General features: G+C 74.5%; 18 protein-coding genes and 1 pseudogene. 13 read left to right on the top strand and 6 right to left on the bottom strand.

The window, feature by feature from the left end; genetic code table 11:
- The first annotated feature begins 92 nt into the window (after window positions 1-92).
- Entirely contained in the window at window positions 93-1,448 is a 1,356-nt protein-coding gene (gene gabT / locus ACYVM4_RS15535; protein ID WP_368820904.1) for a 4-aminobutyrate--2-oxoglutarate transaminase, read from the top strand.
- 112 nt (window positions 1,449-1,560) lie between these two features.
- Here gabT and ACYVM4_RS15530 read toward each other — a convergent pair whose 3' ends face one another.
- Entirely contained in the window at window positions 1,561-1,983 is a 423-nt protein-coding gene (locus ACYVM4_RS15530) for a hypothetical protein (protein WP_460669111.1), read from the bottom strand.
- Between the two features lie 131 nt (window positions 1,984-2,114).
- On the opposite strand from ACYVM4_RS15530, the gene ACYVM4_RS15525 reads away from it, so the two are divergent.
- A complete protein-coding gene (locus tag ACYVM4_RS15525) occupies window positions 2,115-3,623 on the top strand; it encodes an amidase (protein ID WP_460669110.1) in 1,509 nt (502 codons plus the stop codon).
- Here ACYVM4_RS15525 and ACYVM4_RS15520 read toward each other — a convergent pair.
- Window positions 3,620-3,808, bottom strand: a complete 189-nt coding sequence (locus tag ACYVM4_RS15520) for a hypothetical protein (protein ID WP_368820907.1) — start codon at window positions 3,806-3,808, stop codon at window positions 3,620-3,622. The genes ACYVM4_RS15525 and ACYVM4_RS15520 overlap by 4 nt on opposite strands.
- 192 nt (window positions 3,809-4,000) lie before the next feature.
- Here ACYVM4_RS15520 and pgm point away from each other — a divergent pair, with 192 nt between their 5' ends.
- Window positions 4,001-5,635 carry a phosphoglucomutase (alpha-D-glucose-1,6-bisphosphate-dependent) gene (pgm, locus tag ACYVM4_RS15515; RefSeq protein WP_368820908.1) on the top strand — a complete coding sequence of 545 codons (1,635 nt, stop codon included), beginning with the start codon at window positions 4,001-4,003 and terminating at the stop codon, window positions 5,633-5,635.
- Here pgm and ACYVM4_RS15510 read toward each other — a convergent pair.
- Complete coding sequence (locus ACYVM4_RS15510) at window positions 5,625-6,323, bottom strand: metal-dependent transcriptional regulator (RefSeq protein ID WP_368820909.1); 699 nt, start codon at window positions 6,321-6,323, stop codon at window positions 5,625-5,627. The genes pgm and ACYVM4_RS15510 overlap by 11 nt on opposite strands.
- Window positions 6,324-6,542: 219 nt before the next feature.
- Between ACYVM4_RS15510 and ACYVM4_RS15505 the strand changes: the two genes are divergently transcribed.
- The 5 genes from ACYVM4_RS15505 to ACYVM4_RS15485 all read left to right on the top strand — a co-directional run bounded on the left by ACYVM4_RS15505 (window position 6,543) and on the right by ACYVM4_RS15485 (window position 11,082).
- Window positions 6,543-7,076, top strand: a complete 534-nt coding sequence (locus tag ACYVM4_RS15505; RefSeq protein ID WP_368820910.1) for a nickel-binding protein — start codon at window positions 6,543-6,545, stop codon at window positions 7,074-7,076.
- Between the two features lie 127 nt (window positions 7,077-7,203).
- Window positions 7,204-8,295: an acyl-CoA dehydrogenase family protein gene (locus ACYVM4_RS15500; RefSeq protein ID WP_460669109.1), complete on the top strand. Its 1,092-nt coding sequence runs from the start codon at window positions 7,204-7,206 to the stop codon at window positions 8,293-8,295.
- On the top strand, window positions 8,271-9,023 hold the full coding sequence (locus tag ACYVM4_RS15495; protein WP_460669108.1) for an ABC transporter ATP-binding protein: 753 nt from the start codon (window positions 8,271-8,273) through the stop codon (window positions 9,021-9,023). Before ACYVM4_RS15500 ends, ACYVM4_RS15495 begins: the two co-directional genes overlap by 25 nt.
- A complete protein-coding gene (locus ACYVM4_RS15490; protein ID WP_368820913.1) occupies window positions 9,020-10,201 on the top strand; it encodes an ABC transporter substrate-binding protein in 1,182 nt (393 codons plus the stop codon). Before ACYVM4_RS15495 ends, ACYVM4_RS15490 begins: the two co-directional genes overlap by 4 nt.
- Window positions 10,198-11,082, top strand: a complete 885-nt coding sequence (locus ACYVM4_RS15485; RefSeq protein WP_460669107.1) for an ABC transporter permease — start codon at window positions 10,198-10,200, stop codon at window positions 11,080-11,082. The genes ACYVM4_RS15490 and ACYVM4_RS15485 overlap by 4 nt, the downstream gene beginning before the upstream one ends.
- Before the next feature lie 3 nt (window positions 11,083-11,085).
- Here the strand turns inward: ACYVM4_RS15485 and ACYVM4_RS15480 are convergent, their stop codons facing one another.
- Complete coding sequence (locus ACYVM4_RS15480) at window positions 11,086-11,403, bottom strand: CDGSH iron-sulfur domain-containing protein (protein WP_368820915.1); 318 nt, start codon at window positions 11,401-11,403, stop codon at window positions 11,086-11,088.
- Window positions 11,400-12,461 carry an iron-containing redox enzyme family protein gene (locus tag ACYVM4_RS15475; protein ID WP_368820916.1) on the bottom strand — a complete coding sequence of 354 codons (1,062 nt, stop codon included), beginning with the start codon at window positions 12,459-12,461 and terminating at the stop codon, window positions 11,400-11,402. The genes ACYVM4_RS15480 and ACYVM4_RS15475 overlap by 4 nt, the downstream gene beginning before the upstream one ends.
- Window positions 12,462-12,652: 191 nt before the next feature.
- Here ACYVM4_RS15475 and ACYVM4_RS15470 point away from each other — a divergent pair, with 191 nt between their 5' ends.
- From ACYVM4_RS15470 to ACYVM4_RS15450, 5 genes and pseudogenes are all read left to right on the top strand, one after another.
- Window positions 12,653-14,011: a uracil-xanthine permease family protein gene (locus ACYVM4_RS15470; protein ID WP_368820917.1), complete on the top strand. Its 1,359-nt coding sequence runs from the start codon at window positions 12,653-12,655 to the stop codon at window positions 14,009-14,011.
- 148 nt (window positions 14,012-14,159) lie between these two features.
- Window positions 14,160-14,561 (top strand): hypothetical protein, encoded by a 402-nt coding sequence (locus tag ACYVM4_RS15465; protein WP_460669106.1) that lies wholly within the window; start codon window positions 14,160-14,162, stop codon window positions 14,559-14,561.
- Between the two features lie 38 nt (window positions 14,562-14,599).
- Window positions 14,600-15,025, top strand: coding sequence for a four-helix bundle copper-binding protein (locus tag ACYVM4_RS15460; protein ID WP_368820919.1), 426 nt, complete (start codon window positions 14,600-14,602; stop codon window positions 15,023-15,025).
- 1 nt (window position 15,026) lies between these two features.
- A complete protein-coding gene (gene ppsA / locus ACYVM4_RS15455) occupies window positions 15,027-17,444 on the top strand; it encodes a phosphoenolpyruvate synthase (protein WP_460669105.1) in 2,418 nt (805 codons plus the stop codon).
- A pseudogene (locus ACYVM4_RS15450) lies at window positions 17,441-19,328 on the top strand (heavy metal translocating P-type ATPase). Before ppsA ends, ACYVM4_RS15450 begins: the two are co-directional and overlap by 4 nt.
- Before the next feature lie 58 nt (window positions 19,329-19,386).
- On the opposite strand, the gene ACYVM4_RS15445 reads toward ACYVM4_RS15450, so the two are convergent.
- Window positions 19,387-19,815: a universal stress protein gene (locus tag ACYVM4_RS15445; RefSeq protein WP_368820922.1), complete on the bottom strand. Its 429-nt coding sequence runs from the start codon at window positions 19,813-19,815 to the stop codon at window positions 19,387-19,389.
- Between the last annotated feature and the right edge of the window lie 20 nt (window positions 19,816-19,835).

Below are 19,835 nucleotides of genomic sequence, written 5' to 3'. Positions count from 1 at the left end.
CGGAGCACGACTGATCGACGTCCCCGACCGCGCAGGCACGTCCCCACCGTCCCGTCCCCACCGTCCCGTCCCCATCGAAAGGAGATCTCGTCGTGACCCAGATCCAGACCGAGATCCAGTACCGGCTCGAGCAGGTCCGTCGCCTCGACGGCGCCCTCCCGGGCCCGAAGTCCCGCGCGCTGTCCGACCGGCGGGCCGCGGCCGTCGCCTCCGGAGTCGCCTCCTCCGTGCCCGCCTACGCCGCGGACGTCGACGGCGGGATCGTCCTCGACGTCGACGGCAACCAGCTCGTCGACCTCGGCGCCGGCATCGCCGTGACCACCGTGGGCGCCTCCGCCCCCGCCGTGGTCGCCAAGGTGCAGGAGGCCGTGGCGCACTTCACGCACACCTGCTTCATGGTCACCCCGTACGAGGGCTACGTGGCCGTCGCCGAGAAGCTCGCCGAGCTCTCCCCCGGCGACCACCCGAAGAAGGCGGCGCTGTTCAACTCCGGCTCCGAGGCCGTCGAGAACGCCGTGAAGATCTCCCGCGTGCACACCGGCCGCCAGGCCGTCGTCGTGTTCGACCACGCCTACCACGGCCGCACGAACATGACCCTCGCGATGACCGCCAAGGTGATGCCCTACAAGCAGGGCTTCGGCCCGTTCGCCGGCGAGGTCTACCGCGTGCCCGTGTCCTACCCGTTCCGGGACCCGGAGGGCATGACCGGCGCCGAGGCCGCCCGCCGGGCGCTGCTCCAGGTGGAGAAGCAGGTCGGCGCGGAGAACGTGGCCGCCGTCGTGATCGAGCCCATCCAGGGCGAGGGCGGGTTCATCGTGCCGGCCGACGGCTTCCTGCCCGCGCTGTCCGAGTGGTGCACCGACAACGGCGCCGTGTTCGTCGTCGACGAGGTGCAGTCCGGCATCGCGCGCACCGGCGAGTGGTTCGCCGTGGACCACGAGGGCGTCGTCCCCGACCTGATCACCGTGGCCAAGGGCGTGGCCGGCGGCATGCCGCTGTCCGGAGTGGTCGGCCGCGCCGAGATCATGGACTCCGTCCACGCCGGCGGCCTCGGCGGCACCTACGGCGGCAACCCCGTGGCCTGCGCCGCCGCCCTCGGCGCGCTGCAGACCATCGAGGAGTGGGACCTCGTCGCCCGTGCCCGCCGGGTCGAGGAGATCATCCGCGAGGAACTGGCCCCGGTGGCCGAGGAGACCGGCATCGTGGGCGAGATCCGTGGCCGCGGCGCCATGATGGCGCTCGAGTTCGTCCGGCCCGGCGGCACGGAGCCCGACGCCGACGCCGCCAAGGCGATCGCCGCGGAGTGCCTCGCGCAGGGCGTCATCATCCTCACCTGCGGAACCTTCGGCAACATCGTGCGCCTGCTGCCCCCGCTCGTCATCGGCGAGGAACTGCTGCGCGACGGCCTGCGGGTGCTCGCACAGGCCGTCCGCAACGCGGCGCGGTAGCACCGCCCGGCACACCTCCCCGAGGGGCTCCTCCGCACGGCAGACGCACCTCCCGCCGTGCGGAGGAGCCCCTCGGTCGTGCCCGGCGCCGGAGGCCCCGGCACGGTGGACGTCAGCCGGAGCAGCGCTCCTGCAGGCCTCTGACCTCCTGGACCACGCTGATGAAGGAGCGTTCGCCCTGCCGGAAGCCGGCGACGGCCTCCCGGACGGAGGTGAGCTGCCCGGACAGCTCGTCCGGGGCGGTGGCGGCGAGCTCGTCGACCTCGGTGAACAGTCCGGCGGGGTCCTCCCGCAGCTGCTGCGGGGCGGTGCGCACGGTCTCGAGCACGCGGGCGCACGCCTCCTGGACGGTGGCGGCCGAGGCGCCGCCGGAGGCCGCGGCGCCGCTCGGGGCGGTGGACGCCGGCGCGTCCTGCCCGGCACCGGTCGCGGAGTCCCGGTCGGCGGAGGAGCAGCCGGTGAACGCCAGGAGCAGGACGACGGCCGCCGTCGCCGCGCGGATCACCGCGGGACGGGGCGCATGGGCTGTGGGCACGGGGATCTCCTGCGGGGTCGAGGTACCTGGGGGCGCCCGGAGGCGCCCGGACAGCCGTCAGCCTACTAGCCTGGGCTCCGAGCCCTGCGGCCCCCGGACGGGAGCCGCCACGACCCCGGACAGGAGCCGCCGTGACCCCGATCGGAGACCTCAGCGCCGTGCAGCTGCGGGACGCGCTGGCACACGGCGACCTGGGCGCGGTCGAGACCGCCGAGCACTTCCTGGCCCGGATCGAGGAGCGCAACCCGGCGCTGGGGGCGTTCGTCCACGTGGCGGCGGACCTCGCCCTCGACCGGGCACGCGCGCTCGACGCCCTGCCCGCCGGGGCCGCGCGCGGACCGCTGCACGGCGTGCCGCTCGCGGTGAAGGACCTGCACGACGTCGCCGGGATGCCCACCACCTACGGCTCCGCCGCCGTGACCGGGAGGCGCGGCGGCGCGCCCGTGGCGGAGGCCGACGACGACCTCGCGGCCGTGCTGAGCGCGTCCGGCGCGGTGTGCCTGGGCAAGACCCAGGTGCCCGAGTTCGGTCTCAACTGCTACTCCGAGAACCTCGTGGCCCCGCCCGCCCGGAACCCGCACGACCTGTCGACGGGGGCCGGCGGCTCCTCGGGCGGCCAGGCGGCGGCCGTGGCGGCCGGCCTGCTCCCGGTGGCGCCGGGCTCCGACGGCGGAGGATCGGTGCGCATCCCGGCGGCGGTGTGCGGGCTCGTCGGGCTCAAGCCCAACCGCGGCCGGGTGCCCACCGCGGACGCGCAGTCGGACGCCGCCCAGCTCGTGGTGAACGGGCCCCTCGCCCGCACGGCCGAGGACGCGGCGCTGCTGCTCGACGTCCTGTGCTCCCCCGCGCCCGGCCCGGCGCACGGCAACGTGGTGCAGCGGGCGGTCCGCGCCGCCCCGCAGGGGTCCTTCCTCGACGCCGTGCGCGCGGCCCGGCGGGGCGACCTCCCGTGGGGGGATCGGCCGCTGCGGATCGGGGTGAGCACCGCCTCCCCGTTCGACGCGGTCCAGGACATCGAGGTCTCCCGGGAGGCGCGCGCCGCCCTCGACGCGGGCGTCGCCCGGTTGCGGGCCGCCGGTCACGAGGTCGGGGAGGCCGGGCTGTCCTACGACCCCGAGTACCCCGGGGCCTTCTTCGACGTGTGGACCACCTCGATGGGCACGGCCCCGCTGGACGACGACCAGGCGGAGAGGCTGACCGGCCTCGCGGGAGCCTTCCGGGCCCGCGCCCTGCGCCGGTCGGCGGTCGAGCTGGCGCGGGCCGCGAGCGTCCTGCGCCGCGTCGAGCAGGACGTGGTGCGCGCGTACGGCGTCTGGGACCTGGTCCTGACGCCCGCGCTGGCCATGACACCGCGCCCGCTGGGCTGGTACTGGGAGGGCTACGACCTCGCGGACCCGGCGGGCGCGGATCAGGACTACCGGCGCCAGTGCGGCTACACGCCGTGGACCTCGGTGGTGAACGTCGTGGGCCTGCCCGCGGTGACCGTCCCGACGCTGTGGACCCGCGCGGCGGGCGACGACGGGCCGGTCGTGCCGATGGGCGTCCAGCTCGTCGGCCGCCCGAGCGCGGAGGCGCAGCTGCTCGCCGTCGTCGCCCAGCTCGAGGACCAGGGCCTCCCCGGCCCCCGCCCCGCGGCCTAGGAGTGGCCCAGGGCCTCTTCCTCGGGGTCGGCGTCCGGGTCGGTGGCCGCCTCGGGGTCCTCCTCCGGCTCGAAGCCGGTCGCGTTCTCGTCGGTGGTCAGCCCGATGCCCTTCTCGTTGTCCGGGACGGTGCCCTCCGGGCCCTTGCCCGGGCCGTCGGTCGTCTCGTCGGGTGCGTCGCTCATGGTGCCGGCCTCCTCGTTCGGTCCTGCCCTGTCTGGTGCCCTCAATCCTGTCCCACCGGCCACGATTCCTCCAGCCCCTCGCGCGGGCCTCCCGCGCGGAGCGTTCCACGAACGGGCGCGAAGCACGAAACCTGGCGACCCGATCGCGTGCCAGACCCCGCGTACCCACCGCCCGGCGGTAGGTTGGGCGCCATGACCAACCGTGCGGGCACCGTCGCCCAACCCAGTGACCTCGTCGACCTCGGCAAGCTCCTCGACGCCTACACCGACGTCGTGCCCGATCCGTCGGACCCGGACCAGCGCGTGGCGTTCGGCACGTCCGGGCACCGGGGCTCGTCCCTCAAGGCCTCGTTCAACGAGCAGCACATCGCGGCGATCACGCAGGCCATCGTGGAGTACCGCGCCGGCCAGCGGATCACGGGCCCGCTGTTCATGGGCAAGGACACCCACGCCCTGTCGGGGCCCGCGCAGGACACCGCGCTCGAGGTGCTGGCCGCCAACGACGTCACCGTCCTGCTGGACTCCCGGGACGGCTACGTGCCCACCCCGGCGCTGTCCCACGCGATCCTGACCCACAACACGGGCCGTGCGGAGGGGATGGCCGACGGCATCGTCATCACTCCCTCGCACAACCCGCCCGGCGACGGCGGCTTCAAATACAACCCGCCCAACGGCGGTCCCGCGGACTCCGACGCCACCGAGTGGATCGCCCAGCGCGCCAACGAGTTCCTCGAGAACGGCATGTCCGGGGTCCGCCGGGTCTCCCTGGCCCAGGCGCGGGCGGCGGAGACCACCGGCGGCTACGACTTCCTCGAGGAGTACGTGCGGACGCTGCCGGAGGTCGTCGACCTCGACGTGATCCGCGACTCCGGCCTGCACATCGGCGCGGACCCCATGGGCTCGGCCTCCGTGGCGTACTGGGGCGAGATCGCCCAGCGCTTCGGGCTGAACATGACCGTGGTGAACCCGGCCGTGGACCCCCAGTGGGCGTTCATGACGCTCGACTGGGACGAGAAGATCCGGATGGACTGCTCCTCCCCGTCCGCCATGGCCTCGCTCATCGGCAACCGGGACAAGTACGACATCGCCACGGGCAACGACGCCGACACCGACCGCCACGGCATCGTGACCCCGGACGCGGGCCTGATGAACCCCAACCACTACCTGGCGGTGGCGATCGACTACCTCTTCCGCGAGCGCACGGGCTGGTCCCCGGACGCCGGGGTCGGCAAGACGCTGGTGTCCTCCTCGATCATCGACCGGGTGGCGGCCTCCCTGGGCCGTGAGCTCGTGGAGGTGCCGGTGGGCTTCAAGTGGTTCGTGCCCGGGCTGATGGACGGCTCGATCGGCTTCGGCGGCGAGGAGTCCGCGGGCGCGTCGTTCCTGCGCCGGGACGGCTCCGTGTGGTCCACCGACAAGGACGGGATCATCCTGGCCCTGCTGGCCTCGGAGATCACGGCCCGCACCGGGAAGACCCCGTCCCAGCGCTACGCGGAGCTCACCCAGGAGTTCGGCGCCCCGGTCTACCAGCGCATCGACGCCCCGGCGAGCCGGGAGCAGAAGGCGGCCCTGAAGAAGCTCTCCCCGGCCCAGGTGGAGGCGGACACCCTGGCCGGCGAGCAGATCACGGCGAAGCTGACCAACGCCCCCGGCAACGGCGCGGCGATCGGCGGGCTGAAGGTCACCACGAAGAACGCGTGGTTCGCGGCCCGGCCGTCCGGCACGGAGGACGTCTACAAGATCTACGCGGAGTCGTTCCTCGGCGAGGAGCACCTGCAGCAGGTCCAGCGGGAGGCCAAGGCGCTGGTGGACGGCGTCATCTCCTGACGGGCCCCGGAGGCGGTCCGGGACGGCCCCGGGGCCGGACCCAGACCGCCTCCGCGGCGAGGACGTCGACCTCGACGACGCCCCCGTCCACCACCACGGGCACCGCGCGGGACCGGTGCTCGCCGAGCACCAGCTCCGTCCCGGGCCGGATGCCGGCGGTCCCGAGCCGTCGCAGCACGCCCGGGTCCGCGTCCGAGACCCGGGCCACCACCACGGGGCTGCCCGGCGGGACGTCGGCCAGGAGCACGGCCGGGGCGGACGGCACGGTGCCGTCCCGCCGCGGGATCGGGTCGCCGTGCGGGTCCTGCTCCGGGTGGCCCAGGAGGGCGTCCAGCCGGGCGACGAACTTCTCGCTCACGGCGTGCTCGAGGACCTCGGCCTCCTCGTGCACCTCGTCCCAGGCGTAGCCGAGGTGACCGGTGAGGAACGCCTCGAGGATCCGGTGGCGCCGCACCATCTGGACGGCGACGTCCCGGCCGCGGTCGGTGAGGGCGATGCCGCCGTGGGCGGGCCGGCTCAGGAGCCCCTGGGCGGTGAGCTTCTTGACGGCCTCCGACACGGTGGACGGGGACAGGCCCAGCCGCTGGGCGAGCCCCGTGGTGGTCACGGCGTCCGAGGACCACTCCTGGGCCAGCCAGACGGTCTTCAGGCAGTCCTGGACGGACCGGTTCAGTTCTTCCGCGCGCACTCCCCCAGGCTAGCGACCGGAGGGCGGTGGTGCGTGCCGGCGGGCGGACGGGGGCACATTGTCCACCGGACGGACCCGTGGAGCGAGGAGGACCCGCACAGGACCCCCGTGTTGCGAAGTGTGACGGATTCCGGGACCTTCCGGGAGCGGGAGCCTAGCCTGGCAGGAGTGCCCGAGCGGCTCCGACGTCGCAGCCCCGCCCCTTCCGGAAGGAACCACATGTCTCTCCACCTGCTCGAGATCGTTCCCGCCTCCGCGTCCAAGGACGCCGTGACCCAGCTCATCGCCACGGTCTCCGAGGCCGTTTCCGCGGCGGGCGCCGAGTTCATCGAGTCCCAGGTCACGGCCGACCACGGACGGGTGTTCGTGATCGTCGAGGCCGACAGCGCCGAGGACCTCGCCCAGACGGTGCGCGCCGCCGCCGGGGACGCCGCCGCGGAGGTCACGGGCCCCGACGCCGTCCGCCTCGTGGGCGCCGAGCTCGACGACATCAAGAAGCTCAAGGGCGACGCCCAGTTCCTGGTGGAGTGGGACATTCCCGCCGAGATCACCATGGAGCAGTACCTGGCGCGCAAGAAGGCCAACTCCCCGAAGTACGCCGAGGTCCCCGAGGTCTCCTTCCTGCGCACCTACGTGCGCGAGGACACCGCCAAGTGCCTGTGCTTCTACAACGCCCCCGACGAGGCGTCCGTGGAGCGCGCCCGCCAGGCCGTGGGCACCCCGTTCGACCGGCTGTTCAAGCTCAACGTCTGAGGGGCCGCAGCACCCGACGGCACGGCGCGGTCCCCACGAGCCGGGGACCGCCGTGTCGTGCCTCCCGCCCGGGCCCGCCCGCCGTGCGGACCGGCCGCGCCCCGCACCCCCGGCAGAACGGACCACCATGACCCAGTCCACGCGATCCCCGTCCGCGGCCGGTGTGCCGGTCCCCGAGGGCAGGCCGCTGCTCGCGCCGCTCGTCGACTACCCGGACCACGACCTCGTCCGCCGCACCGCCGCGGCCCGGGCCCGCGACGTCGACACGGCCGCCGCCTCCCCGCTGGAGACCCTGCGCGAGCTGGGCGCCCGGGGACTGCTGGACCTCGGCCTGACCGGGTCGCTGGCCCCGCAGGCCGCCGTCGTGTTCGACCTCGCCACCGAGTGCACCGCCACGGCGTTCTCCCTGTGGGCCCACCGGGCGACCGTCGAGTACCTCGCCGTCACCGGGACGGAGATCCCCGCGGACGTGCGGTCCGGGGCCGTGCCCGGCTGCTCGGCGATGGCGCCGGCCTTCAAGGACGCGGCCGGCATCGGGGAGATCCCCGTGACGCTGACCGCCGGCGCGTCGGGACCGGTCCTCGACGGCACCGTCCCGTGGGCCTCCAACCTGTACCCCGAGGGCGTCGTGGTGCTGCCCGCCGTCCGGGAGGACGGCACGCGCGTGGTGGTCCGGACCCGGGTCTCGGCGCCCGGCGTGACGGTGCGGCTGCTCGAGAACCTGATGGCGCTCAACGCGACGGCCTCGGGCGTGCTCGTGCTCGAGGCCGTGGCCGTGGACCCCGCCGAGGACCTGCTGAGCGAGGACGTCCCGTCCTTCCTCGCCGCCGTCCGCGGCCCGTTCCTGCTGCTGCAGACCGCGTTCTGCCTCGGCCTCTCGGCCGCCGCGCTGACCGCCGCGCACGAGTCCCTGCAGGGCGTCGCCGAGGTGTTCTGGGAGGAGCTGGAGGAGGCCACCGCCGAGTACCGGCGCCTGCGCGCCGACCTGCTGCGCCTGGCGGAGACGCCCCGGGAGACGGACCCCCGGGAGCTGTTCTCCCTCCGGCTGGACGCCGGGCTGCTCACGGGCCGGGCCACCCGGATCGAGGCGAAGGTCGTGGGAGGGCGCGGCTACGCCATGTCCTCCCCCACGGCGCGCCGGGCCCGCGAGGCCGCGTTCCTGCCCGTCCAGTCCCCCACGGAAGGACACCTGCGGTGGGTGTTGCAGAACCTGGCCTGAGCCGCGACGCGCCCGCGCTCACCGTCCGCGGGCTGCGCAAGAGCTACCCGGGATCCTCCGCCCCCGCCCTCGACGGGGTGGACCTGACCCTGCGCAACGGCGAGACCTTCGCGGTGCTGGGCCCCAGCGGGTCCGGGAAGTCCACGCTGCTGCGGGCGATCGCCGGGCTCGAGCCCCTGGACGGGGGCAGCATCGAGTTCGGCAGTGTCGACGAGCGCTTCGCCGTGGTCTTCCAGGACCCCGGGCTGTTCCCCTGGCTGTCGGTGCGCGAGAACATCGCCCTCGGCGGCCGGTACCGGCGCAACCGCGACCGCTTCGAGGACTCCCGCGTGGACGACCTGCTCGGGATCCTCGGCCTGGCACCGCTGGCGCACACCCCCGTTCAGGAGCTCTCCGGCGGGCAGGCCCAGCGCGTCTCGGTGGGCCGTGCGCTCGCGGTGCGCCCCGACGTGCTCCTGCTCGACGAGCCGTTCAGCGCCCTGGACCCGGCGACCCGCAAGGACCTCCAGCTGTGGCTGCGCGGGCTAGCGACCGAGCTCGACCTGACGGTCTTCCTCGTCACCCACGACGTCGACGAGGCCATCACCCTCGGTGACCGGATCGGCTTCTTCGCCGGTCCGCGCGGGTTCCGGCAGCAGTGGGTGCCGGCGCAGGACGGCACGACGGCCGAGCAGATCCTCGCCCACTACCGCGGGGCCGACGACGGTCTCGGGAACTGGGTCATATGAGCGCCGTGGGGCCCAGTCGGCGGGTCCTGCTGCGGGCCGGGGCCGGGGCCGCGGCCCTCACCGGGCTCGGCTGGGGCGCAGGGGCCCTCTACGCGGACGGCCAGCGGGACGCCCGGGGCGCGGCCGGCCCGGAGCGCCCCGTGCGGATCGGCTACCTCCCCATCACGGACTCCTCCCCGCTGCTGGTCGCCCACGCCAACGGGTACTACGACGACGCCGCCGTCCCGGTCGCGGAGCCGGTGCTCTTCCGCAGCTGGGCGTCCCTGTCCGAGGCGTTCGTGGCCGGCAAGGTGGACGCGATCCACATGCTCATGCCCATGGCGCTGTACATGCGCTACGGGCTGCGGGCCGACGTCCGGATCACGGCCTGGAACCACATCAACGGTTCCGCGCTCACGGTCCGCCCGGACGTGGCCCGGCTCGAGGACCTGTCCGGGGAGTCGGTGGCGATCCCGGCGTGGTGGTCCGTCCACAACGTGATCGTGCAGAAGATGCTGCGCGAGGCCGGGCTCACGCCGGTGATGAGGGAGGCCCCGTCCCGGCAGCGCCGCACCGTCGCCCTGCTGCCCATGGCCCCCTCCGACATGCTCCCGGCGCTGAACAACGGGGTGATCGGCGGCTACGTGGTCGCCGACCCGTTCAACGCGGCGGCCGAGGCGAAGGAGGTGGGGAACATCCACCGGTTCCTCGGCGACGTGTGGCACGACCACGCGTGCTGCGTGACGATGATGCGCGGCGAGCTCCTCCGCAACCGCCCGGCGCAGGCCCAGGGGTTCATGGACGCCCTCGTCCGGGCGCAGGCCTGGGCCCGGCAGAACCGCCCCGAGACCGCGGCGCTGCTCTCCGCCGACTACCTCCCCCAGCCCCGGCCCGTGATCCAGAAGGCCCTGACCTACTCCGCCGCCGAGCACCAGGACGCCCTGCACCACCCCGGGTGGAACGGTGAGCGCCTGGACTTCCGCCCGTACCCGTACGCCAGCTTCACCGAGGAGCTGGTGCGCGCCATGCAGGACACGGTCGTCGACGCGCCGGCCGGTTTCCTCGACGGCCTGGATCCGGCCGCCGCCCATCGCGAGCTCGTCGACGACACGCTCGTGACCCGCAGCATCGAGAAGGCCGGCGGGCTGGGCGTCTTCGGCCTGACCGGCACGACCCGCACCGAGGAGATCGCCCCATGAGCGCCCCGCACCGGACCCCGCAGGACGCCTCGGGGACCCCCACCGACCTCGACGACGTCGCCCGCGCCGACCCGTCCCGCTCCGGCCCGTCCGGTTCCGCCCCGGCACGGACGACCCGGCGCACCGGGTCCCGCTGGGCCGGCCCGGCCTGGGGGGTCTTCGGGGTGCTGGTCACGATCGCCGTGTGGTGGGCGTTCACCCACGCCGCGGCGGGCGCCAGCACGATGATCGCCGCGTTCCAGCCCGAGCGCATGCCCGGTGCCGTGGCCTCGCTGGTCGAGCGGGGGGTGGTGGTCCAGGACGGTCTGACGAGCCTGTGGCGCCTGCTGTGCGGGTTGGCCGTCGCCACGGGCCTGGGCGTGCCGCTGGGCCTGCTCATCGGCTCCTACCGCCGCTTCCGGTGGACCAGCGCCCCGGTGGTGCAGTTCCTGCGCATGGTCTCCCCGCTGTCCTGGGCGCCGGTGGCCGTGGCGCTGCTGGGGGTGGGCAACGCCCCCGTGATCTTCCTCGTGGCCGCCGCCGCGATCTGGCCGATCACCATGAACACGGCAGCGGGCGTCAAGGCCCTGGACCCGTTGCACCTGCGGGTCGCCGAGACGCTGGGGGCCACCCCGGCCGAGCGGCTGCGCAGCGTGGTGCTGCCCAGCATCCGGCCGTACGTCATGACCGGGGTGCGGCTCGCCCTGGGGATCGCGTGGGTGGTGATCGTCCCGGCCGAGATGCTCGGGGTCAGCAGCGGTCTGGGCTACGAGATCCTCAACGCCCGCGACCGGCTGGCCTACGACGAGATGCTCGTGGTGATCCTCGTCATCGGCCTGCTGGGCATGGCGCTGGACCAGCTCGCGCAGTGGCTGCTGCGGGAACCGGGCCCGCGCCGCTGAGCCTCAGCGGGCCCGGAAGCGGGCCCGCTTGTGCGAGCCGTCGCAGAACGGCTTGATGGACGACGCCCCGCAGCGGCACAGCGCCACGGTGGCGCGCCCGGGGTCGATGGGCCGGTCCTCGCCGTCCAGCAGCTCGTAGCCTCCCCGCACCAGCAACGGGCCGTCGGGGCACACGGTGATCGTCACCGGCTCACCGGCCCCGGCAGCCGCGGCCGGCCCGGGATCGGGGACCGGGGCGGGGCCGGGGAGCGGCGCGGGACCGGGGGCCGAGCCGGGGTCCGGGGCCGCCCCGGGGTCCTCGGGGCGGTGCTCCGCGCTCACCGGACGAGCTCCGCGGCGCCGCGCCGGGACGGCTCCGCCGCGGCCGGGCGCAGCGCGGACTCCCCCGCCTCCCACCGCGCGAGCGCCTGGCGGGCGGCGAGCGCGTCCAGGTGCAGGACGCACCGCGCGCCGAAGAAGACGTCCGCCGCGACGGCGGGGTCCTCGACCACGAGGCCCCCGGCCATGTCCCGGGCCGCGATCTGCTCGTGGGCGGCGTCGGCCTCGACGTGCTCGTCGTAGAAGGCGGCCGCGGCGGGCAGCCCCAGGCGGTGGAAGCCGCGCGCCAGGAACTTGGAGGGCACGGAGGACGTCATCTCGTACATCGCCAGGTGCCCCACCACCGCGCCGCGCAGCCGGCGGTGCAGACCGAACATCGTGACGGTGTTGAACCCGGCGAGCCACTCGGCGGGCACGCGGTCGACGGCGCTGCCGTAGGAGTCGTCGAGGCCGGCCTCGCGCATCCCGGCCGCGAACAGGGCCGAGTGCATGCGCAGGGCGTTGCCGCCGCCGTACTCGTCGACCTGGATCTCGATGAGGCCGGCCTTCGCCCGGCCGCTCAGCCGCGGGATGCCCCAGGTGTGCGGATCGCCCTCCATGAGCTGGTAGACGGACTTCAGTTGCAGGAACTCCCGTGCCTGCCCGGCGTCCGCCCGGCCGGAGAGGTAGCGCGCGAGGCTCGGGCCGTCGTCGTCGGCGGCCATGGCGAACAGGGCGTCGGCGACCGACTGCGGCGTGCCGGGAACGGTGTCGGCGGGTAGCTCGGCGCGCAGCTGCGCCTCGAGCGCGCCGGAGAGGACCTCCCGCGCGCGCAGCAGCTCGGGGTCGCTCTCCCAGCGGTCGTCGACCCCGTCGACGCCCTGGTAGTGCAGGGCGTGCAGGACGAACAGGCTGAGCTGGACGTCGTCGTCGGCGAGCACGCCGTCCGCACGGGACACGGCGGCACGGGCGGCCGCCGGCAGCGCCCCGGCCCGGGCCTCGGCCCCCGGGGTGCCGGGCTCCTCCCGGAGCACCGCGAGGAGGTCCTCGCCGAGCGGCCCTCGTGGCTGTGGCTGACGCATGTGTCGACTCCTGTCCGGACGGTGCGGCTGATCGCCCTCCATCATAGTGACCATCACCGTGCTGATGATATGGGCGGCGTCCGACACCGCCCGGACACCGGCCCCCGGACCCCTCTCCGCCCGGCGGGGGCACCGAGTACAGTGGTGCAGGCCCGGATCCGGGCTCCCACCCCGCCGTCGAGGAGACCCGCATGAGTTCCCCCGTGCCCGGACGCACCACCGCCACCCGCCTCGGCCTGGGCTGGCGCCTCCACGGCGACGGCCGCACCGTCACCGCCGGGGAGGTCGTGAGGCCGCGGGAGCGGCTCACCTGGCCCCGCACGGTCGCCATCGGCGCGCAGCACGTGGTCGCCATGTTCGGCGCCACGTTCCTGGTGCCGCTGATCACGGGCTTCCCGCCCTCCACCACACTGTTCTTCTCCGGCGTGGGCACGATCCTCTTCCTGGTGATCACCGCCGGCCGGGTGCCGTCCTACCTCGGCTCGTCCTTCGCGTTCATCGCCCCCATCACCGCCTCGATGAACCAGTACGGCCCCGGCGGCGCACTGGGCGGCGTCCTCATGGCGGGCGCGGCGCTGTTCCTCATCGGCCTGGTGGTGCAGTTCGCGGGCACGGCCTGGCTCCAGAAGCTCATGCCGCCGCTGGTCACGGGCACCATCGTGGCGCTCATCGGGTTCAACCTGGCGCCGTCCGCGAAGGAGAACTTCATGAAGGCCCCCGTCACCGCACTGGTGACGCTGTCCTCCATCATCCTCATCTCGGTGGTCCTGCGCGGCCTGCCCGGCCGGCTGTCGATCCTGCTCGGCGTGCTGATCGGCTACCTGACGGCGGTGGTCCGGGGCGAGGTGAACTTCTCCGCGGTCGGCGCCGCGTGGCAGGAGCAGGGGCTCTTCGGGCTGCCCCCGTTCCAGGCCCCCGAGTTCCACCTGCCCCTGATGGGCCTGTTCGTCCCCGTCATCCTCGTGCTGGTCGCCGAGAACATCGGGCACGTGAAGTCCGTCGCCCTCATGACCGGCGACGACCTCGACCCGTACATGGGGCGCGCGATCATGTCCGACGGGCTCGCCACCGTGATCGCCGGCTCGGGCGGCGGCTCGGGCACCACGACCTACGCCGAGAACATCGGCGTCATGGCGGCCACGCGCGTCTACTCGACGGCGGCCTACTGGGTCGCCGCCGGCGTGGCGATCCTGCTGAGCGTCTTCCCGGTCTTCGGCGCCGCCGTGGCCACCGTCCCCGCGGGAGTGCTGGGCGGAGCCGCCACGGTGCTGTACGGGATGATCGGCATGCTCGGGGTGCGGATCTGGGTGCAGAACCGCGTGGACTTCTCGAACCCGGTCAACCTCACCACCGCCGCGGTGGCCATGATCATCGGGGTCGCCGACTACACGTGGGAGGCCTCCGGGCTGCAGTTCGCGGGCATCGCCCTCGGCACCGCGGCCACGCTCGTGGTCTACCACCTCATGGCGGCCCTGGCCCGCGTGCGGGGGACGGTGAGCAGCGATCCGCTCGCCCCCGACACCACACGGCTGCCCTCCCCCCTGGGCTGAGGACCGCGGGGCGCCCCTTACTCGTCGGTAGACGAAATGTGCCGGTGAGAGGCCACCTTTCTTGGTGACCCACGTCTCCTTTCCCCTAGCGTGGAGTGCGGGAGGGCCGAGCAGCCGGCCGCGCACCACGAGCTGCAGGGGAGAAACCATGCACCACAAACCGTCCGTTCTCGTCCAGGTCGACCTCGACGGCAGGCACGTCCGGCTCCTGGTCAGCGGGTGCGTCACCGAGCTCAACCACCGGGCCCTGTGCCCCCTGGTCCGCCGCGCCCGCACCCTGGTGCCGGGCATCGCCGTGGTCGTGGACCTCACCACCGCCCACCACGTCGAACCGGCCGCCGTGGACCTGCTGCGCTGGGCCGCGGAGCACGAGGACGCCGTGCGCGGCACGCCCGCCGTCGACTTCGTGCTCCCCGCCGAGCTCCCCGGCCACGGCACCGTGACCCGGCTCGCCGGGTGGACGGGCACCCGCCGCCGCCCGCGGGCCCCCGAGCACGCGCGCCCGGGGGCGCGGGCCGGGACCGCTACGAGGCCCCGCCTCGCGGGCTGAACCGCCCCGCACCCGTCCCACCTGATGGAGGACACCCGGTGAGCACGATCAGCCGCGCCCTGATGGCGCACCCCGCCGCCCCCGAGCTCTCGCGCGAGGAGCGGGCGGCCGAGGCGCGGTGCATCGAGGCGTGCCTCGAGGCCGCCCAGATCTGCCGGGTCGGCGCCGACGCCTGCGTGGAGGAGGACGCCGTCGCGGACCTGCGCGACTGCCTGCGCGCCGCGCAGGACTGCGCGGCGATCTGCTCGGCCACCGCCCAGGTGCTGGCCCGCCTCGGCTTCCCGGAGCCCGGGAACGGCCGGGCCGTGCTGGTGCCGCTGCTCGAGGCGTGCCGGGCCGCGGCCCGGGCGTGCCGGGACGCGTGCCGCAAGCACGCCGAGGTCTACGAGCACTGCGCCCTCGTGGCCGAGGCGTGCGAGCGGTGCGACGAGGCCTGCGAGGCCCTGCGGGAGCGGAGGAGCTGACGTGGCCGCCCCCGAGGTCCACTGGTTCGAGGAGCTCGGGATCGCGGACGTCCCCCGGGTGGGCGGCAAGAACGCCTCCCTCGGGGAGATGGTCCGGGAGCTGGCGTCCTGGGGGGTGCGCGTGCCGGGCGGCTTCGCGACCACCGCGGACGCCTACCGGTCCTACGTGGAGGCCAACGGGATCGGGCCCGCCCTGCGGGACCGGCTCGAGGACCACCGCGCGGGCCGCGCGACGCTGCGGGAGACCGGCGCCGCCGTGCGCGCCCTGTTCCTGCGCGGCGAGTTCCCCGAGGAGACGGCGCGGCAGATCCGGCAGTACTACCGGGAGCTCGCCGAGCGCACCGGCCGCGCCGGCCTGTCCGTGGCCGTGCGCAGCAGCGCGACCGCGGAGGACCTCCCGGACGCGAGCTTCGCCGGCCAGCAGGAGACCTTCCTCAACGTGGTGGGCGAGGACGAGCTGCTGGAGGCGTGCCGGAAGTGCTACGCGTCCCTGTTCACGGACCGGGCGATCACCTACCGGGAGCTCAAGCGGTTCGACCACCTCGCGGTCGCGCTGTCCGTCGGCGTGCAGGAGATGGTCCGGGCGGATCTCGGCTGCTCCGGGGTGATGTTCTCGATCGACACCGAGAGCGGCTTCCCCCGCGTGGCCGTGATCAGCGCGACGTGGGGCCTGGGCGAGACGGTGGTGCAGGGCACCGTGGACCCGGACAAGTACCTCGTCTTCAAGCCCCTCCTCGACGTGGCGGAGACCCCGATCGTGGAGCGGACCCGGGGGGCCAAGCTGCACAAGCTCGTCCACGACGACGACGCCCCTGCCGGCGCCGCCGCCACCCGGCTCGTGCAGACCTCGCCCGCGGAGCGGCAGGCGTGGGTGCTCGACGACGCCGACGTCCTGCAGCTCGGCCGCTGGGCCGTGCTCGTCGAGGACCACTACGGCCGCCCCATGGACCTGGAGTGGGCGAAGGACGGCCTGACGGGCGAGCTGTTCCTGCTGCAGGCCCGACCGGAGACCGTCCAGGCCGGTCGCAGCGGGACCCGCTTCACGGTCCACCACCTCCGGGGCAGGGGACGCGTGCTCGCGGTGGGCGCCGCGGTCGGGGACGCCGTGGCGACCGGCCCGGCGTGCGTGGTGCGCACCGCGGCGGACATCGAGTCGTTCCGGGACGGGTCGGTGCTCGTCACCGAGATGACGGACCCGGACTGGGTCCCGGTGATGAAGCGTGCCGCCGCGATCGTCACCGACCACGGCGGACCCACCAGCCACGCGGCGATCGTCAGCCGGGAGCTGGGCCTGCCCGCCGTCGTCGGGACCGGTGACGCCTCCCGGACGATCCCGGAGGACCAGGAGCTGACGGTCTCCTGCGCGGAGGGCGACCGGGGCACGGTCTACGAGGGCGCCCTCGCGTTCGACGTGGAGGAGGTCGACCTCGGAGAGCTGCCGGACGCGCGCACCGCGATCATGGTCAACGTGGCGAGTCCCGCCGCGGCCCTCCGCTGGTGGCGGCTGCCGGCCGACGGGGTGGGGCTGGCCCGGATGGAGTTCGTCGTCAACAACATCGTCGAGGTCCACCCCATGGCCCTCGTGCACCCGGAGCGGGTCCGGGACGAGGCGGACCGGCGACGGATCGCGCAGCTCACGCAGGGCTTCCCGGACGGGCCGGAGTACTTCGTGCAGACGCTGGCGCTGGGCCTCGCCAAGCTCGCCGCCCCGTACCACCCCCGGCCGGTGATCGTGCGGCTCAGCGACTTCAAGACCAACGAGTACGCGCACCTCGTGGGCGGGGCGGCCTTCGAGGAGCCCGAGGAGAACCCCATGCTCGGGTTCCGGGGGGCCTCCCGCTACTACGACCCCCGGTACCGCGAGGGCTTCGCCCTCGAGTGCCGGGCGCTGCGGCGGGTCCGCGAGCGCATCGGCTTCGACAACGTGGTGGTCATGGTCCCGTTCTGCCGCACCGTGCCGGAGGCGGACCGGGTCCTGGCCACGATGGCCGAGCACGGGCTCGAGCGCGGGCGGCACGGCCTGAAGGTGTACATGATGTGCGAGATCCCCTCCAACGTGGTCCTGGCCGAGCAGTTCGCCACCCGGTTCGACGGCTTCTCCATCGGCTCCAACGACCTCACGCAGCTCGTCCTGGGCGTGGACCGGGACGCGGAGGCCCTCTGCGCGCTGTTCGACGAGCGGGACGAGGCCGTGACCCGGATGATCAGCGAGGCGATCCGCAAGGCCCACGCCGCGGGCATCCCCATCGGCATCTGCGGCCAGGGTCCCAGCAACCACCCCGACTTCGCCGAGTTCCTGGTGCGGGAGGGGATCGACTCGATCTCCCTGAACCCGGACAGCTTCCTGCGCACCGCGCGGCGGATCGCCGAGACCGAGCGGCGCCTCGCGGCCGGGCCCGGGAGCACGATGGACGCATGAGCCTCTCCGTGGGCGCACGCCCGGACCTGGACGTCGACCCCGGCCGCGCGGGACGGCTGCTCGAGTTCCCGCGGCGCTACCCGCTCGTGGCCGTGACCCTGGCCGTGGGCGCCGCGGTCGTGGGCCTGCTGGTCGCCGGGCTGCCGGGGCCGGCGCAGTGGCTGGGCTCCGGCTGGGCCCTGGTCGTGGCCGCCCGGGTCGCGTGGGGCATGGTCGAGGACATCATCGCCGGGCACTGGGGCGTGGACCTGCTGGCCGTCACCGCGATCAGCTCCACCGTGGCGGTCGGCGAGTACCTGGCGTCCCTCGTGGTGGTCCTCATGCTCACCGGGGCCAGGCACTCGAGGACTACGCCGCGAACCGGGCCCGCAAGGAGCTCAACGCGCTGCTCGAGCGGGCCCCCGTGCTCGCCCACCGGCTGGGCCCGGACGGGTCCGTCCAGGACGTCCCGGTCGAGGAGGTCCTGCCCGGGGACGAGCTGATGGTCCGCCCCGCCGAGGTCGTCCCCGTGGACGGCCTGCTGGTCGGCGCGGAGGCCGACTTCGACGAGTCCTCCATCACCGGGGAGAGCCTGCCCGTGACCCGCCGCGCCGGCGAGCAGGTGCTCTCCGGCGCCCTGAACGAGCAGCAGGCCGTGGTGCTGCGGGCCACCGCGACCGCGGCGGACAGCCAGTACTCCCAGATCGTGGCGATGGTGCGCGAGGCCGCCGAGTCCCGGGCGCCGGTGGTGCGCCTGGCCGACCGCTACGCCGTGCCCTTCACCGCGTTCGCGTTCCTCGTGGCCGGGCTGGCGTGGTGGTACCACGGGGACCCGGTGCTCTTCGCCGAGGTGCTCGTGGTGGCCACCCCTGCCCGCTGCTGATCGCCGCTCCCGTGGCGTTCCTGGGCGGGATGAGCCGCGCGGCGCGCAACGGCGTCATCGTCAAGAACGCCGGGACCCTCGAGCGGCTCGCGGCGGTGCGCACCGTGGCCTTCGACAAGACCGGGACGATCACCTACGGCCGTCCCGAGCTGCTCGCCGTCCACGCCCGTCCCCCCTTCCCGGAGGACGAGCTGCTGCGCCTGACGGCGTCCGCCGAGCAGTACTCCTCCCACGTGCTCTCCGCCTCGGTGCGGGACGCCGCGCTCGCCCGGGGGCTGGAGCCGGCCCCGGCCGCGGAGGCCCACGAGGAGGCCACCCACGGGGTCACCGCCACCGTGGAGGGGCGCCGGGTGGTGGTCGGCAAGCGCGCCCATGTGGCCCGCTCCGCCCCGGGTGTGGTCGAGCAGGCGCTCGGCCCGGGCGAGCTGGCCGTCTACGTGTCCGTGGACGGCCGCTTCGCCGGCACCCTGGTGATGAGCGACCAGGTGCGCGAGGACGCCGCGGCCACGATGGCCGAGCTGACCGGGCTCGGGGTGCGGGAGATCCTCGTGCTCAGCGGTGACGCCCGCGCCACCGTGGAGCACGTCGCCGCGGCGCTGGGCATCACCCGGGTGCTGCCCGAGTGCCTGCCCGAGGACAAGGTCCGCACCGTCCGGAACGCCCCGCACCGGCCGGTGCTCATGGTCGGCGACGGCGTCAACGACGCCCCCGTGCTCGCCGCCGCCGACGTCGGAGTCGCGATGGGCGCCCGCGGCGCGACCGCCGCCAGCGAGTCCGCCGACGTCGTGATCCTCACCGAGGACCTCGCCAGGACCGCGACCGCGGTGCGGATCGGCCGGCGCACCGTGCAGGTGGCCCTGCAGAGCATCTGGCTGGGCATCGCCCTGTCCGTGGTGCTCGTGCTCGTGGCCGCCACCGGGACGATCCCGGCGATCTTCGGCGCCCTCAGCCAGGAGGTCGTGGACCTCCTGGCCATCCTCAACGCCCTGCGCGCCCTGCGGGGGCCACGCGGCGAGCGGTGACGGTCCGTTGCACCGCCGGACCGCCCCGGGCGCCGTGCCCTTCCGGTCCCGGGCCGTCTCAGTGCCGGACCACGAGCACCGGGCAGTGGGCGTAGGAGACGCACGCGTGGGACACCGAGCCCAGGGTCGAGCCGAGCAGCCCGCCGCGGCCGCGCCGGCCGAGCACGAGCAGCTGCGCGGTCTCGCTCTCCGCGATGAGCCGGCCCGCCGGGCGCCCGTGCGTGACCGTGGTGGTCAGGCGGTCGGGGACGTCCTCCCCGAAGACGGCCGCGACCGTGCGCGCGAGGATCCGCTCGTGGTTGGCGCGCAGGGCCTCCTCGTCGACGAGGAGCTCGGCGTCCAGCACGGTGGGGTCCCCCGCGCACGCGATCGCCTCGAGCGGGGCGTCGAGGGCCTCCGCGAGTCTCGCGGCGAGCCGCAGGGCCTCCATCGAGGACTCCGAGCCGTCGATCCCCACGAGGATCCGCTGGTCCGTCGGTGCACTCATGACCGAACCTCCTTGTCCGG

The sequence above is a fragment of the Kocuria himachalensis genome (assembly GCF_054784195.1).
The sequence above is the reverse complement of the archived record's forward strand: the minus strand, read 5'-3'. Positions and strand labels throughout refer to the sequence as shown.

What these genes read in the sequence shown, in the direction of transcription:
- pgm (WP_368820908.1), top strand. Translation starts at nt 4,001, where the DNA reads ATGACCAACCGTGCGGGCACCGTCGCCCAACCCAGTGACCTCGTCGAC.
- ACYVM4_RS15500 (WP_460669109.1), top strand. Translation starts at nt 7,204, where the DNA reads ATGACCCAGTCCACGCGATCCCCGTCCGCGGCCGGTGTGCCGGTCCCC.
- ACYVM4_RS15475 (WP_368820916.1), bottom strand. Translation starts at nt 12,461, where the DNA reads ATGCGTCAGCCACAGCCACGAGGGCCGCTCGGCGAGGACCTCCTCGCG.
- ACYVM4_RS15485 (WP_460669107.1), top strand. Translation starts at nt 10,198, where the DNA reads ATGAGCGCCCCGCACCGGACCCCGCAGGACGCCTCGGGGACCCCCACC.
- ACYVM4_RS15520 (WP_368820907.1), bottom strand. Translation starts at nt 3,808, where the DNA reads ATGAGCGACGCACCCGACGAGACGACCGACGGCCCGGGCAAGGGCCCG.
- ACYVM4_RS15505 (WP_368820910.1), top strand. Translation starts at nt 6,543, where the DNA reads ATGTCTCTCCACCTGCTCGAGATCGTTCCCGCCTCCGCGTCCAAGGAC.
- ACYVM4_RS15445 (WP_368820922.1), bottom strand. Translation starts at nt 19,815, where the DNA reads ATGAGTGCACCGACGGACCAGCGGATCCTCGTGGGGATCGACGGCTCG.
- ACYVM4_RS15490 (WP_368820913.1), top strand. Translation starts at nt 9,020, where the DNA reads ATGAGCGCCGTGGGGCCCAGTCGGCGGGTCCTGCTGCGGGCCGGGGCC.
- ACYVM4_RS15470 (WP_368820917.1), top strand. Translation starts at nt 12,653, where the DNA reads ATGAGTTCCCCCGTGCCCGGACGCACCACCGCCACCCGCCTCGGCCTG.
- ACYVM4_RS15465 (WP_460669106.1), top strand. Translation starts at nt 14,160, where the DNA reads ATGCACCACAAACCGTCCGTTCTCGTCCAGGTCGACCTCGACGGCAGG.